We start from the raw sequence: 16,060 nt of genomic DNA, 5'->3' as shown, positions 1-16,060 counted from the left end.
GATCAAATTAATATGTACGATGTAGGTCGTCATTTATCGCGACAGGGTTTTGCCCTGAGCTACTTTTGTCGGACTACAGCCCCGACCTACCACACAACCAGATTGTAGGCGCGATTTTATATCGCGCTTTTTTATGACAAACCGAGACTTTGCCTCACTTGTCGCATTTGCTGCTGTAACTTCGACTGGATCTCACTCACTTGCTGGCTAGAACTATTTACTTGGTCTTTCATACTCAACATAGCTTGACTGAAATCATCCACCAAACCACTTTGTTGTTGAGCAAGTTCCATGGCATGACTTGCAACTTGATTCGCTGTCTGAGCACTTTCTGCAACCCCTTCAGAATTACGTTTTAACTCTTGCGCATGCTCTGTTTGGGCTTGCGCATCTTGTGATAACGCGCCCATTTGCTCAGATACTTTTTTAGAGTTTTCGCCTAGGGTGTTTAACTGCTGATGAATGTCAGACAAGGAATCTTGCGTTTGTTGTGCTAGCTTTCTCACTTCATCGGCAACAACGGCAAAGCCACGACCGTGCTCGCCCGCTCGCGCCGACTCTATGGCTGCATTTAGTGCTAATAAATTAGTTTGCTCCGCAATGGTACGGATCATTTCAACCACTGTGCCTACGTCTGAAACACCCTTTAATAATTCATTTAAGCTATCTTGCCCTTGCTCTACACGCTGCTCTGTTGAAGAGCTCGCTTCAAGCATGGCATCGGCAAATTGCACACTGTGTGACATGGCTTCAAAGGTACTATTGGCATTATCAGATACCTGAGTATTAATATCGTTGGCTTGCTCGCCTAAATCTCTAATATTGTGCAATAGCCCCTGAGTTTGCTCGACTTGATTATAAGTGTTCTCAGATTGCTGACTGATCTGTGACAGGCTTTCGCTCATCTGGGCCATAAACTCATTCACTAAAGTCAGCATTTCTTGGCGCTCTTGTGCTTCTAGTTGTTGGCGCTGAATGAGCTGATTAAAGTAACCAGCTATCTCACCCACTTCAGTGTCAGGGTTTTTACTGTGGATTTGTTTCATTTCATTTGAATTGATCAAATCAGCAAAACCATCTCTAAGCTGTCGCAATGGATTAAGTACTTGGTTTAACTGCACAAAATAAACACCTGCAGCGAGTAAAATTAACAAACCAATTGCCACACTGAATAATACCAAAACATTCAATTTTAAATCGTCTTGACTGGCTTTTAAGTCACTTTCAGCCGATAGCACAATATCAATAATAGTTTGAATATCTGCTCGAAGTGCTTTTGTACCCGCTTGACGAGATTGTGATTGCGCAAAGGTATTTTGTACGTCTTTGCCAAAACGATTCGCCCAACTAGAAAGCTCTGATTTGATTTCATCGGCTAAGTCTTCTGCTTCTTCGCCAAAAAACAACGCGTCTTCGTCGACTTCGCTCATAACCCCTAGGTTTTCTAAACGCTCGATTTTATTGGCGATAGATTGCAAAGTCGAAATGGTATTTTGTAGGCTCTTTTGCGTATTTGCATCCGGGTTGATTGATAAGTGATAGGTAAAAATACTCAGTTGGTTCACTGCTTGAAAGTAATCAGACGCTAACGCGTAATATTGTTTTTTGACAGGGCTGTCATCTGCTTTAGATGCATAACTAATTAAAGATGATGCTGAGCCACTCATTTGTCTCAAGGCATTATCTAATAGAGCCATTTCGTTACCAGATAATTTACCTATCGCACGATACTTTCCGTTAATATCAGCATCCAATGTATCCAGCTTATTGCTCATCGTCGTAGCAAGTTCATCAGGTAATTGACCAATATATGCTTGTTTGAGCTTGTTGATAATGTCTGAAGACTCAGTTAAATACTGACTATCGCCGCTACTAAGATAGCTTTCAACGCTTCCTGATAGCTCAACCAGCACAGTATTTTTGAGTTGGTTATATCCTGTATTCTGCTGATCTAAGGTATTTAATAAATTCGACGCCCAAAACAATACGCCGGCTAAAAACAAACTTGCCGAAGTAAGTAAAACAGCTAACCACCGAGTAAAAACAGAAACACGCATACAACCCCCTTGGTTCCTAAATTCGGCGCTAGCGTATTAAACTTTTATGACAGTTTGATGTAACTTGCTCACTCAAAATGCAATTTGAGTTAAAAACATACTTTCTACCTATGTTAAGGTCGACTTGTGCTTTATTTCATCGCAGCTTTAACATAAACATCAAAGCGATTTTTCTTAGTAGTGATTTGCATACTCGGTTTTTGTTCATCGAGAAATGGCGCATAGTCTGGGCGCTTTACGGCAACGCGTTTACTCGCCAATTTCATGGCAAAAGGTAACAAATCATCAGCATCATGATCGTCTCCAACTAAAGATTGGAACACACGCATTTCTTTTTTCACCAGTGCCGATTTTTCTCTATGTGGAAACATAGGGTCTAGATACACCACATCTGGTTCTACCTCAGTACTATTTAACAGGTCGTGACTAGAACCAAATGCCATGCCCACTTGCGCCTTCATCCACTCACCTATTTCAGGATCTTGGTAAGCACGCTGAAGGCCATCATAAAGTAATGCTGCAACCACAGGGTGACGCTCATGCAGGGTCACTTTGCAACCTAGTGCAGCTAATACAAAAGCATCTCGACCTAAACCTGCGGTGGCATCAAGTACATGCGGTATCGCACCTTTATTTAGCCCCACAGCTTTAGCAATTGCTTGACCTTTGCCACCGCCAAATTTACGTCGGTGTGCACTAGCTCCAGTTACGAAGTCTACTCGAATGGCACCGAGTTTTGGTTCATCACTTTTGAATAACTGCAATCCATGCTCATCAAACTGCAACTTAAACAAGCTTTTATTTGGCACATCATTGGCATTACACTGCTCTGCCCATTTGGCTAATTCAAAGCGTTTTTCGATGTCATCAAGGTAAGGACGATTTTCAGGATAGGGGGTATAGATTAGCAAGGGCAAACTCCTTATAGAACAGCTTGCCCATTATAACGTTGAAACGCTTATTTATACCAACTCTCATAATACTTAATTAAGAGCAGAGGATTAGAAAAGCTCAATATCATCTTGAGAAGCAACTTGGTCTTCACTCCAAGGCTGACTCAACTTATTAAGACTAGTATGAAGTGCCTCTCGCGTTTCTGTGAGCAAAGCGAGTTTTTGTTTGATGACATCAATCTCTTCGTTCAAAAAGGCGAAATGCTGAGAAACTTCTTTTAATTGCTCTAAATTTGCAACTTCTTCAGCGACCAGTAATTGCCGGAAGTTATCTGATTGCGTGCTGTGGTGCATATCTAAAAAAACTAACTGCTGCGCAATGTCATCACATACTTGACCTATGTGCGCTACTTGCTCGATTGCTTGCTCACTCTCTTCCATATCTTGAATTTTGGCATTCGTCGCCTCCAAAATATGTGGCAGCAAGTCTTTGTAACGACCGTACATACCAGGATCTTCGGTCGGCATATTTTTGATCAGCAAAGAGACTTTAGGGTAATTAATAATGGTACGACGACCAAAGTCGACAAAACGACTACCTTCACGATTTTGCTCTAACAGTTCTTGCTCAATAGGCTGAATAGCACCTTCAGCAGATTTAAACGCCTCACCTTGTTTATGCCAAAATGCGACCGCGACTTCTAGCTGTAAAGGCACAAAGAACTCGAAGAAAAAGCTCGATAAACTTTCTAGATCATGGGCGTGATACGACTGACCAACATAACGCATAATCCGACCCATATCACCCGAATCTGTCATCGCAATTTCGGCGGTGATCTGCGCTTGCTCCATATCTTGTTTAAGGCGCTGAGACACTTGACGATAGTCATCAAGTACATTGATTCTGGCAAGCAACTCTTCTCGGTTAAAAGGTTTTACTATGTAGTCTGCAGCACCAGAGTTATAACCTCGCATACGCTCAGAGATATCTGTGCGAGAAGAAAGAAACATCACTGGAATTTCTTTGGTTTGTGACGCTTTTTTTAGCTTTTCACATACTTCAAAGCCGTTCATGCCAGGCATTTCTACATCAAGAAGAATAATATCGGGTTGATATTTAAGGGCTAACCGCAACCCCTCATCACCATTTTTAGCTCGGATCAATTTACAGCTTTCAGCCAACGCGTCTTCGATGATCTTATGCACTAACTTGTCGTCATCGATAGCCAGCACCAGTCTGCTCATACCATTTCCCTTAATAAATCATGTCTTTAAATAGCATAGCTGGAGATGATAATTTTGCGAACCCCAAAAAGCATAAAAGCGCCCGAAGACGCTTTTATTTTTAAAACTACATCAAACTCTGAGTAATTATTATGCAAATTTGCAATCTTGGCGCAGGGTCTACCCCGCGCTACAAAAATCTTACGCTATTCCACTATGACGGAGTAATGCGTCAACTTGTGGTTCTCTACCTCTAAAGCGCTTGAATAATTCCATTGGCGCTTCAGAACCGCCTTTTTCTAGAATATTCTGCAGAAAGTCTTGTCCAGTTTGTGAGTTAAACACGCCTTCTTCTTCAAAACGAGAAAACGCGTCTGCCGATAAAACTTCCGCCCATTTGTAAGAGTAATAACCCGCGCTATAGCCACCTGCAAAAATATGACTAAAGCCATGTTGGAAACGGTTAAACTCAGGCGCTTTAACCACGGCTGTACGCTTACGCACCTCATTTAAAGTAGACTGAATTTGACAACCCTCTTCGGCCTTATAATCAGCATGAATATGGAAGTCGAATAAACTAAACTCTAACTGGCGTAACATCTGCATGGCCGACTGGAAGTTTTTCGCAGCCAATAATTTATCAAGTAACTCTTTAGGTAATGGCTCACCAGTTTCAAAGTGACCAGAGATAAAGCTCAGCGCCTCTTCTTCGAAGCACCAGTTTTCTAAGAACTGACTTGGTAACTCTACGGCATCCCAAGCAACACCATTAATACCCGCAACCGCTGAAGCGTCGATTTGCGTCAACATATGGTGAATACCATGACCAAACTCGTGGAATAAAGTGGTCACTTCGTTGTGAGTGAATAAAGCAGGCTTGTCGCCGACGGCTTTATTGAAGTTACATACTAAGTATGCCACCGGTGTTTGCAGCTCGCCATTGGCACGAATTTTACGACCCATGCAGTCATCCATCCACGCGCCACCGCGTTTGTGCTCGCGAGCATATAAATCTAGGTAGAAGTGGCCACGAAGAGCATCATTTTTATCGTGCACAGCAAAAAAGCGAACATCTTCATGATAAGTATCAAAATCAGAAAGCTCTGTAACTTTAATGCCAAATAGCTTATTAACTGTGGTGAACAAGCCTTTTAATACTGTATCTGCCGGGAAGTATGGACGTAACTGTTCGTCTGAAATGGCATACTTAGCTTGCTTTAACTTCTCGCCAAAGTAACCGTAATCCCAGGCTTGTAAATCTGTCATTTGATATTCAGACTCAGCAAATGCTTGTAGCTCTTTTAACTCTTGTTCAGCTTGTGGTTTAGACTTAGCCGCTAAGTCATTTAAAAACTCAAAAACCTGCGCCGGACTTTCAGCCATTTTTGTTGCCAATGATTTATCTGCAAAGCTGTCAAAACCTAGTAGCTGAGCTAATTCATGACGTAACTTTAGCTCTTCAGCCATAAACTCTGAGTTATCAAACTCTCCGGCATTCGGGCCCTGATCGGAAGCGCGAGTGCTAAATGCGCGGTACATTTCTTCACGTAACTCACGGTTATCAGCGTAAGTCATCACAGGCAGGTAAGACGGAATATCTAAAGTAAACACCCAGCCTTCAAGTTCTTTGCTTTGTGCCGTATGCGCCGCTAAGGCAATTGCCGACTCGGGCAAGCCCGCTAGTTGGCTTTCATCTGTGATATGTTTTTGCCATGCTTGTGTCGCATCCATCACATTATTACCAAACTTTGCAGCGAGCTCTGATAAACGCGCTGAAATTTCGCCATAACGCTTTTGTTTATCACTATCTAACGCGATACCCGACAAAGTGAAATCACGTAGCGCGTTATTAATTGAGGTCTGCTGGGCAATACTCAGTGACGCAAATTCTTCTGAGTCTTTTAACGCTTTATAGGCTTCATATAAACCTTGATGCTGACCCACATAGGTTGAATATTCTGAAATAAGTGGTAAACACTCATCATAAGCTTTGCGTAAATCTTCAGAGTTAACCACTGAGTGCATGTGTGATACTGGCGACCACATACGAGAAAGCTTGTCATCCGCCTCTTCAAGTGGCACCACCAGCCCTTGCCAAGTGAATGCTTGTTTTGCCAATACTTCGTCAATGGTTTTACGACAATGTTCAATTGCCGCTTTTAGTGCTGGCACTACATGATCTGGTTGAATTTTCGAAAATGGCGGTAAACCTTCTAGGCCGATCAGTGGGTTACTCATAAATGCTCTTTCCTTTAATCTGTTCTTATAAAATATGCGCTTTCGTCATATATTTACCGTATTAGCATTGAAATTGGGGCAAATGCCGCAATTACAAGTTAGACTGAAATATTCTTGATACTTCGCCTTTCTATTACAGAATAGCTTAGAACATAAAACCAATTTTTAAGGAGTTTTTATGGCTCAACATTTTGATTATATTGCCATTGGTGGCGGTAGCGGTGGTATTGCATCGGCTAACCGTGCGGCAATGCGTGGCGCAAAAGTCGCTTTAATTGAAGCTAAACATATGGGCGGCACGTGTGTAAACGTCGGCTGCGTACCTAAAAAAGTGATGTGGCACGGCGCACAAGTCGCTGAAGCAATTAAGCTTTACGCACCAGATTACGGCTTTGATGTTGAACTTAAAAACTTCGATTGGGCTAAGTTAGTAGAGAGCCGCGAAGCCTATATTGGCCGAATTCATAAAGGTTACGAAGGTTATTTAGCAAAAAATGGCGTAACCGTGATCAACGGCTTTGCTAAATTCGTTGATAACAAAACCATCGAAGTGAACGGTGAGCACTATACGGCTGATCATATTTCTATCGCGGTAGGTGGTCGCCCTTCTGTTCCGAACATTCCAGGCGCAGAATATGGTATCGACTCAAACGGCTTTTTCGAATTAGATAAGCAACCACGTCGTGTTGCTGTAATTGGTGCAGGCTACATTGCAGTTGAACTTGCTGGTGTTCTAAATAGTCTTGGTACTGAGACACATCTTTTTGTCCGTAAACATGCACCACTTCGTAGCTTCGACCCCTTGGTTGTTGAAACACTCACTGAAGTGATGGAAAAAGAAGGCCCTAGACTTCATACCAACGCCACACCAAAAGCGCTGACAAAAGAAACTGATGGCTCTGTGACCTTGCATTTAGAAAATGGCGACACTCATACGGTTGACCAAGTTATTTGGGCGATTGGTCGTGAGCCAGTGACTGATTTAATCAATCTACAAGCCACTGATGTTGAAACCAATGAGCGTGGTTTTATTAAAACCGATGAATACCAAAACACCTCTGTACCGAGGATCTATGCACTGGGCGACATTATGGAAGGCGGTATTGAACTGACGCCTGTAGCCGTAAAAGCAGGTCGTATGCTGGCTGAGCGTTTATTTAACCCTGAACTGCCAGATGCAAAAATGGATTATGAACTAGTACCAACAGTGGTATTTAGCCACCCACCTATCGGCACAATCGGCTTAACCGAGCCACAAGCGATCGCACAGTACGGAGAAGAAAATGTGAAAGTGTACACTTCTACGTTTGCTGCTATGTACACCGCTGTGACGCAACATCGCCAACCTTGCAAAATGAAACTAGTTTGTGTGGGCGAAGACGAGAAAATCGTTGGTTTACACGGTATTGGTTTTGCGGTTGACGAAATGATCCAAGGTTTTGCTGTGGCAATGAAGATGGGCGCGACTAAAGCAGACTTTGATTCTGTAGTGGCGATACACCCAACGGGTTCTGAAGAATTCGTTACTATGAGATAGGCACTAGCAATCATTCATCCATGAAGCATCGCCCGGCTCGACGTCCTTTGTCTCGCGTTCGAGCCTAAAATAGCTGCACGCTTTCGCTATTTTAGGGCGGCTCTCACCCAACTGGTTCTGAATAATTCGTTACCATGAGATGGGCACTGCCAATTATTCATCCATGAAGCCCAACGGCTCGACGCCCTTTGTCTCGCATTCGAGCCTGAGCTAACTACTTTCTAGTTATTAAGAAGGTTGATATCAATTAATCTTTCATATTTTTTTAACTGAAAATTTTTATGCGACGCCAATGAAGCTGCTAGAATAAGCGTAACTTTTCTGCTCTCAATACAACAAGGTTTTCATAGATGAAAAAACGTATTGCTTTAGCACTTTTAGCAAGTGCAACGTCTGCGGCTGTGTCTGCTGCTGATACTCGCTCTCAAGGTATGGGTAATGTCGGTGTCGCTTCTGCAGACTACCTATCTTCAGTGTTAATTAACCCAGCATTGATCAATCGCCACTCTGATGAGACTGACGACTTCGGGTTAATCTTACCTTCTGCTAACGTATTTGTTCGAGACGAGCAAGAGTTGCGTGACCACATCGATACTTTCCAAGATAGCTTCGACGAGCTTTCAGACTTATTAGAACTAGCTGAATCTGGCGGTAATGTTACCGTTGATCAATTAGATAGAGCTAGAAAGCAACTAGCATCTGATTTAGATAAATTAAACGGTGGTATCGATATTGAAGCAAACCTCGCAATGGCCCTTGCTTCACCTAGTCGTATTGGTGGTTTTGCGCTTTATGCAAATACAGATATTGACGCAAATGCAAATCTATTCATTTCTGGTGATGATGTAAATGTAATTGCAAATGCACAAACGCCTGAAGAACTTGAAGAGCTAAACTCTCGCTTACAAGTTGTAGGTGCAGCAATTAGCGAAATCGGCTTTGCCTATGCAAATCAGTTTACTGTTTCTGATAAGCAAGTATATTGGAGCATCACACCTAAGTTCCAACAAGTTGATTCATTTAACTACGTATCAAAAGTAAATGAATTTGACGAAGATGACTTTGATGCAAACGATTACACGAAAACAGAAAATAACTTCAACTTCGATATTGGCTTAGCAACTGAGCTAACTGAAAGAGTCACGGTTGGTTTCGTGGCTAAAAACCTCATCGAAAATGACTACGACTCTGTAACAAGCCAAGGTATCACGCCTTCTTACAAAGTTGGGCCTGAGTATATTGCTGGTATCTCTTACAACGGTGACATCGTTACCCTTGCTGCTGATGTTGATTTAACCGCACCTCAACATTCAAACCTAACTGAAGAAAGCCAATTCGCACGTCTTGGTTTAGAGTTAAATGCGTTTGACTGGGTACAAATTCGTGCTGGTTACCGTCACGATTTCAATGGTGATAAAGAAGACAGCTACAGTGTTGGCTTTGGATTAAGCCCATTTGGTGTTGTACGCCTAGACTTAATGGCACAAACATCTGGTGAGAACGACTTAGGCGCTGGTTTACAGCTTAGCTTCACGTTGTAATCACTTTGACTGTGGGCATGACATCTTCATTGTGCCCACAGTTTTACTTTTCCCCAGCTTCATTTTCCTCCCTGCTTGCTACTTTAGCTATCACCCAAACCTTTGATCTTACACACTTGACTAATGTCTTACTTTTAAGCAATCTGGAGGTAGTTAAAACAAATTTAACTAAACAAAAGTATTAGGTTTTCGCTTTATAAGGTAGATAACGTGTTTAAACTTGCACACAATGGCAAAATTTTAATGGACATCGCTCAAGCCGCGCCTCCGAGCGAAGGCTTTATTCTTGATGCCTTAAAACAGTCGCCGTTTGCGCAATGTGAAGTCGATCACGAGAGTATTAAAGCGTATTTTAAAGGCGATCAAACAGAAAAGATTTTAGCGGTCGCCATTAAGCATGACGCCACATTTAAAGTCGATGTCTGTGAAGAGAAAATGCAAGCAGTTGGTACAATTACAGTCGCCTATGGCGGTAAGGCCATTTCGCTCGAAGAGGCTAAAAAAGCACTAATTGCCGCTGGCGTTACCCGTGGTTTCAAAAATGTCTACCTTGAGAATTTACTTAAGAAGCAACATCTAGCTCAGCCCGGAGATGAAGTTTCAGAAATGCTTGCACAGGGAAGAATGCCAACCAACGGCGAGCCTGCCACGTTAAAACTGCATGTTTGCACGTTAAAACAACGCTTAAAACAACCCAAACTTCGTGAAGATGGTAGCGTCGACATGCGCGACTTTGGCGCTTTAGCAAGTGTCGAAAAAGGTACATTATTAGCAACACAAATTCCTGCTACAAATGGCACTGATGGCTTTAACGTTTTAGGAGAGATCTTACCTGCCAAACCAGGTAATACTTTTCAGTTAACAGCAGGTGAAGGCACCGAAATCTCCACTAAAAACCCTCTACAACTGATTGCTACACTATCGGGCTGCCCAAGCGAAATCAATAATGGCTTGAGAGTGGACGATGTTTTTACCATCGATGAAGTCAGTGTTAAAAGTGGTCACATTGAATTTGATGGCAGTGTGATCGTCAGCAAAAGTGTTGCACCAGGAATGAAAATTATCGCCAAAGGTGATGTCACAATCCTTGGCAGCGTAGAGTCAGCCGAAATACAAACAAAGGGAAATATTGAAGTAAAGCAAGCTGCTATTGGTCATCTCGACCATCAACACAATGATGAAGAACTTACCTGTAAGCTTATAGCTGGGGGAAATATTGAGGTCTCTCATGGCCAATATGCTTACCTTGAAGCAAATAACATTACTGTACACAAACAAAGCAACCACTGTGACCTAAAAGCATTTGATGCTATTACCATTGGCGATGGTGACAAACCAAACGGTAAGTTAATCGGTGGTGAAATCATTGATGCACAGAAAGTGATTGCAGGAGAAATTGGCACATCAACTGGTACCAAAATGAATATTTTCTTGGCGCGCAGCGGGATGGCTTTAACGGCCAAAACTGATGAATGTGTCAAAGAACTCTCTGGTGTTGAAGAGCAGCTAAATGCCCTTCAGCAAGCGGTAGAAAAAGCAGACCATTTAAAAGACGCTGACAAGAAAAAAACAATCATGCAAAAGATTTTGGCAACTCAGCAACATTATTGCCAACAAGCTGAACAACTAGAAAAGCAGCTCAGCGAGTTAGATCACCACTTACATGACTTACTCGACAATACCCAATTAACGGTTAATAAAGCCTTAAACAGTGATGTAGAGATCCATATTTTTGATCGCGTTTATAAAACACAAAGACAATACCCTCCTTGTACAGCCAAGCTCGTCGATAATGAAGTAAAGATTGAGTTTTAAACTCCATTTGTTTTTGTTAGGTGGTTCATAAAACTTATTTTCATAAATAAAGACATACCAAATGACCCTTTTACACCTTTAGGTCACGGCTTTATGTCGCGCATAAAAAAGCGCAGGGTAAACCTGCGCCTACAATTCATCATGTCAACTCGCTAACTTTACCCTAAGAACTCGCTAGCTAAACAAAACCCGGCGTAAAGTCGGTGCTACCGAGCTTACAACACACCTTCAACTTGCTGCTTTAATTCATCGCCCCACACGCCTACTTGCACTTGTGCAATATGTTGTTTTTGTAGCATCAACATCACTAAGCGTGATTGTCCAATACCACCGCCTATGGTTTGCGGCATCTCACCCGCCACCAGCTGTTTGTGCCAATCTTGCTCTAAACGCGCATCATCTGAAGTAATCGCTAACTGGCGCTTTAACGACTCAGGGCAAACACGAATACCCATAGAGGAGATCTCAAACGCATCTTCAAGCACTGGGTTCCAAACTAGGATATCGCCGTTCAGGCCCTGATATTTATCACAAGTGGCTGTAGACCAGTCATCATAGTCAGGGGCACGCAAATCATGAATTTCGCCGTCACCTAATGCACCGCCAATACCAATTAAGAATACCGCACCATATTCTTGTGCAATGGCCTTTTCGCGCTGCTTAGCGGTAAAGTCAGGGTACATTTGGCGCAATGCTTCACTGTGCACAAAAGTAATTTTTTCTGGTAAAAATGGCGTTAAGCCATACTCGCTCGCCACCATTTTCTCAGTTGCTTTAATGGCTGAAAATAATGTTTCAACAGTAGATTTAAGCTTTGTTAGAGAGCGCTCACTGTCAGCGCAGATGATTTTTTCCCAATCCCACTGGTCAACAAAGACAGAGTGGATTGGAGATAATTTATCTTCATCAGGACGCAACGCTTTCATATGCGTATATAGCCCCTCACCGACAGCAAAACCATGATCGCCTAAAGTTTTGCGTTTCCATTTAGCCAGTGAGTGCACCACTTCAAAACTCGCTTCTGGTAATGTTTTTACCTTAACCGAAACCGCTTTTTCTGTGCCGCTCAAGTTATCTTGAATGCCGTCACCTACTTTAGCCAAAATAGGCGCTTGAACTTCTAACAAGCCAAGCTGGCTTTCTAGTTGCTCCGAGAAAAAACGTTTCACGGCGCTGATCTGTTTTTGTGTTTCTAGATAACTTGTTTTCATATTTGGTTCCTCATTCCCAATATTCGATTACACGGAGTCTGCAACCCAGCTCGCTCTGTGCTGTTAAATCCATCGTCAACAAATTCGAACATAAAAACAAGATCCAACAACAAAAATACCTTTACGCTATATTTTTCATTAAAAATTTCAGGTAAATTTTAATGATTCATAAATTATGAGCCTTTAAAAGCATGGAAAATTATCAGATCGATAATCTCGATAAATCGATTTTGCACGCATTAATGGATAATGCGCGTACACCTTATGCCGAATTAGCAAAACGATTTGCTGTGAGTTCGGGAACTATTCACGTTCGAGTTGAGAAGATGAAGCAAGCGGGGATCATACTTGGTACGCAAGTCACCATAGATCCAAAGCAACTTGGTTATGACGTTTGCTGTTTTATCGGGGTTAACCTAAAACATGCGGGTGACTACCCGAGCACCATTGAGCAGCTAAGAGGCTTTAACGAAGTTGTAGAGGCTTATTACACCACAGGCAACTACAGTATTTTTATTAAAGTCATGGCACGTTCAATCGATCACCTACAAGATGTTCTGATCAATAAAATACAAACCATAGAAGCAATTCAATCAACAGAAACACTGATTTCATTGCAAAACCCAATTTGCCGTGAAGTAATGCCCTAAGCGCGATAAACGCGTATAATCGGCGCAATTTTGAGAATTAGAGTAGTAACCGTGGACAATAAACGTTTTCATCGCGTAAAGCAGGTTTTAGACAGACGCCAAACCGACCTAACGGTATGTTTAGATGAAGTGCATAAACATCATAATTTATCTGCCATTGTGCGCACAGCTGACGCTGTAGGCTGCCACCATGTACATGCTGTATGGCCACAAGATCAGCGTCGTTTAACCAACAACACCTCTGGCGGCAGTAAAAACTGGGTTGAGACCCACATGCATGATGATATTGATCAGGCGGTTGCTGCAATTCGCGAGCAGAACCCTGGCATTCAATTGTTGGCAACTAACCTCAGCGATGAAGCCGTTGATTTCCGCGAAATTGATTACACCAAGCCAACGGCTGTGATCGTGGGTCAAGAACGTTTAGGTATCTCAGATAAAGCACTTGCCCATGCCGATAAGCACATTGTTATTCCAATGGCTGGTATGGTGCAATCACTCAATGTATCGGTGGCTGCAGCACTGATTTTATATGAAGCACAAAGACAGCGTGAAGAAGCAGGCCTTTACGATCGCAACGATATGTTAGATTCTGAGGTTAAACACAAACTCCTGTTTGAAGGCTGCCATCCTATTATTGCGAATCGCTGTGTGGAGAAAGGCTTACCTTACCCTGCACTCGATGATGAAGGTGAAATTGTCGCAGATGAAGCGTTCTGGAACACGCTTAAGTTCAAGCAAAAGTAGTCATATAAAAATCATTAAGGAATAGTATGTCGAGTCCTAATTTAGCCAACTACCCGATCACTGAGCTCAAAGGTGTTGGGCCTAAAGTTGCCGAACGTTTAGCTAAATTAGGCATTGCTTCTGTGCAAGACATGCTATTTCATTTACCACTTCGCTACGAAGACCGCGCACGCACTTATACGATTAATGAGTTAATGCCGCATACTCATGTCAGTATTGAAGCTGAAATTGAGCACAGTGATATTACCTTCGGTAAACGTCGCATGTTGGTTTGTCACGTTAACGATGGGACCGGTAGACTTACGCTACGCTTCTTTAATTTTAATGCTGCACAAAAGAATGCCATGTCACCCGGTAAAATTATCCGTTGTTTCGGGGAGGTAAGACGAGGACGGGCTGGGCTTGAAATGGCTCACCCAGAATACAATATTCGCAGTTGTCCCACTGAGCCGCAAGATCCGAACCTCGCAACCCTAACCGCGGTTTACCCAACAACCGAAGGCCTAAAGCAACTGAGTATTCGTAGCATTGCCAACAAAGCACTCGACTTACTCGATAAATACGATTTAGAAGAATATTTACCGCAGCAATATCGCCCTAATCAACTGAGTTTAAAAGACGCAGTATTACAACTTCATCGACCACCTCAAGATACCGACTTGAGTTTACTCGAATTGGGGGAGCATCCCGCGCAGCAGCGTTTAGCATTTGAAGAACTGTTAGCGCAAAACCTCAGTTTATTGCAACTGCGCCAGAAAGGTCAGGCAGTACAAGCGGTATCCTTACCACCGACGAATAAACTCGAACCTGAATTTTTAGCTCAGCTACCGTTTAGTCCAACCAATGCGCAAAGTCGCGTCGTGGCAGAAATAAAGCAAGACTTACAACAGCCCTATCCTATGATGCGCTTAGTCCAAGGTGATGTGGGCTCTGGTAAAACCTTAGTTGCTGCGCTCAGTGCTTTGACTGCCATTGCCAAGGGTTATCAAGTGGCATTAATGGCACCGACTGAGATTTTATCTGAACAACATGGCATTAGTTTTAAAAATTGGTTCAGTAGCTTAGGTATAGAAACCGCTTGGTTAGGTGGCAAAACCAAAGGCAAAGAGCGCATACAAGTACTGGAAAGCATCGCTTCTGGCAAAGCCCAGATGGTGATCGGCACCCATGCGCTATTCCAAGAGCAAGTCGAATTTCATAATCTGGCATTGATCATCATAGATGAGCAGCATCGTTTTGGTGTGCATCAACGTTTAGCGCTCAGAGAAAAGGGGAAATTTAATAACTGCTATCCGCACCAGTTAGTTATGACTGCCACACCTATTCCGCGAACGTTAGCCATGACCGCTTATGCAGACTTAGAAACGTCTGTCATTGATGAACTGCCTCCGGGGCGCACGCCAATCACCACAGTTGCAGTGCCTGATACACGCCGTGAGCAAGTGATACAAAGGGTGAAAAGTGCCTGTATAGAAGATCAGCGCCAAGTTTATTGGGTATGTACGCTTATCGATGAATCTGAGGTTTTACAATGCCAAGCTGCTGAAGACACCGCTGCGCAATTAAAAGAATTACTGCCAGAATTAAAAATAGCCCTAGTGCATGGCCGAATGAAGCCACAAGAAAAGCAAGAGATCATGGCGGCTTTTAAAGCTGGTGAATACCATGTATTAGTTGCGACAACCGTGATTGAAGTTGGGGTCGACGTCCCCAATGCCAGTTTAATTATTATCGAAAACCCTGAACGCTTAGGATTAGCCCAACTCCACCAGCTAAGAGGGCGTGTTGGCCGGGGTGCCATCGCATCGCATTGCCTACTACTTTATCATGCGCCACTGTCTGTCACTGCGCAAAAGCGTCTAGGCGTTCTGAGAGACAGTAATGACGGTTTCGTGATTGCTGAGCGAGATCTAGAAATTCGCGGCCCAGGTGAAGTGCTTGGCACTAAACAGACCGGCTTAGCCGAGTTTAAAGTGGCAGACCTAACTCGTGATAAGCACTTATTACCTCAAGTTCGCGCACTGGCTTTTACCTTGATGCAGCAACAACCTGAGACAGTGAAGCCGCTTGTAGCCCGCTGGCTAGGTGGTAAATCAGAGTTAGCTATGGCCTGATTGCTAAATAAATTGTCGCCATAAATGACCACC

Annotated in this window: 11 protein-coding genes; 6 read left to right on the top strand and 5 right to left on the bottom strand. The window is 43.0% G+C overall.

What is annotated here, in order from left to right:
* Nucleotides 1-131: 131 nt before the first annotated feature.
* From ABMY35_RS05765 to prlC, 4 genes are all read right to left on the bottom strand, one after another.
* A complete protein-coding gene (locus tag ABMY35_RS05765; RefSeq protein ID WP_349285401.1) occupies nucleotides 132-2,057 on the bottom strand; it encodes a methyl-accepting chemotaxis protein in 1,926 nt (641 codons plus the stop codon).
* A gap of 131 nt (nucleotides 2,058-2,188) precedes the next feature.
* Nucleotides 2,189-2,968 (bottom strand): class I SAM-dependent methyltransferase, encoded by a 780-nt coding sequence (locus ABMY35_RS05760; RefSeq protein WP_349285400.1) that lies wholly within the window; start codon nucleotides 2,966-2,968, stop codon nucleotides 2,189-2,191.
* A gap of 90 nt (nucleotides 2,969-3,058) precedes the next feature.
* Nucleotides 3,059-4,195, bottom strand: coding sequence for a response regulator (locus tag ABMY35_RS05755; protein ID WP_349285399.1), 1,137 nt, complete (start codon nucleotides 4,193-4,195; stop codon nucleotides 3,059-3,061).
* A 180-nt stretch (nucleotides 4,196-4,375) separates the two neighbouring features.
* A complete protein-coding gene (prlC, locus tag ABMY35_RS05750) occupies nucleotides 4,376-6,412 on the bottom strand; it encodes an oligopeptidase A (protein WP_349285398.1) in 2,037 nt (678 codons plus the stop codon).
* Between the two features lie 178 nt (nucleotides 6,413-6,590).
* Here prlC and gorA point away from each other — a divergent pair, with 178 nt between their 5' ends.
* The 3 genes from gorA to ABMY35_RS05735 all read left to right on the top strand — a co-directional run bounded on the left by gorA (nucleotide 6,591) and on the right by ABMY35_RS05735 (nucleotide 11,305).
* On the top strand, nucleotides 6,591-7,949 hold the full coding sequence (gene gorA, locus ABMY35_RS05745; protein WP_349285397.1) for a glutathione-disulfide reductase: 1,359 nt from the start codon (nucleotides 6,591-6,593) through the stop codon (nucleotides 7,947-7,949).
* A 350-nt stretch (nucleotides 7,950-8,299) separates the two neighbouring features.
* Nucleotides 8,300-9,490 (top strand): conjugal transfer protein TraF, encoded by a 1,191-nt coding sequence (locus tag ABMY35_RS05740; protein WP_349285396.1) that lies wholly within the window; start codon nucleotides 8,300-8,302, stop codon nucleotides 9,488-9,490.
* Between the two features lie 210 nt (nucleotides 9,491-9,700).
* The gene (locus ABMY35_RS05735; RefSeq protein ID WP_349285395.1) at nucleotides 9,701-11,305 is read left to right on the top strand and encodes a FapA family protein; all 1,605 of its coding nucleotides are present in this window, start codon (nucleotides 9,701-9,703) and stop codon (nucleotides 11,303-11,305) included.
* Between the two features lie 215 nt (nucleotides 11,306-11,520).
* Here ABMY35_RS05735 and asnA read toward each other — a convergent pair whose 3' ends face one another.
* Entirely contained in the window at nucleotides 11,521-12,516 is a 996-nt protein-coding gene (gene asnA, locus ABMY35_RS05730; RefSeq protein WP_349285394.1) for an aspartate--ammonia ligase, read from the bottom strand.
* A 191-nt stretch (nucleotides 12,517-12,707) separates the two neighbouring features.
* Here asnA and asnC point away from each other — a divergent pair, with 191 nt between their 5' ends.
* From asnC to recG, 3 genes are read left to right on the top strand one after another with little or no spacing between them, the layout of a single operon-like run.
* A complete protein-coding gene (gene asnC, locus ABMY35_RS05725) occupies nucleotides 12,708-13,166 on the top strand; it encodes a transcriptional regulator AsnC (RefSeq protein ID WP_058031017.1) in 459 nt (152 codons plus the stop codon).
* Nucleotides 13,167-13,217: 51 nt separating this feature from the next.
* On the top strand, nucleotides 13,218-13,913 hold the full coding sequence (gene trmH, locus ABMY35_RS05720) for a tRNA (guanosine(18)-2'-O)-methyltransferase TrmH (RefSeq protein WP_349285393.1): 696 nt from the start codon (nucleotides 13,218-13,220) through the stop codon (nucleotides 13,911-13,913).
* Nucleotides 13,914-13,939: 26 nt separating this feature from the next.
* Entirely contained in the window at nucleotides 13,940-16,027 is a 2,088-nt protein-coding gene (gene recG / locus ABMY35_RS05715; RefSeq protein ID WP_349285392.1) for an ATP-dependent DNA helicase RecG, read from the top strand.
* Nucleotides 16,028-16,060 lie beyond the last annotated feature (33 nt).

Origin of the sequence: Pseudoalteromonas sp. BZB3, assembly GCF_040104455.1 — a bacterium.
In the GTDB taxonomy this organism is placed as follows: domain Bacteria; phylum Pseudomonadota; class Gammaproteobacteria; order Enterobacterales; family Alteromonadaceae; genus Pseudoalteromonas.
Note: the sequence above shows the minus strand (reverse complement) of the source record. Positions and strands in the feature narration are given on the sequence as shown.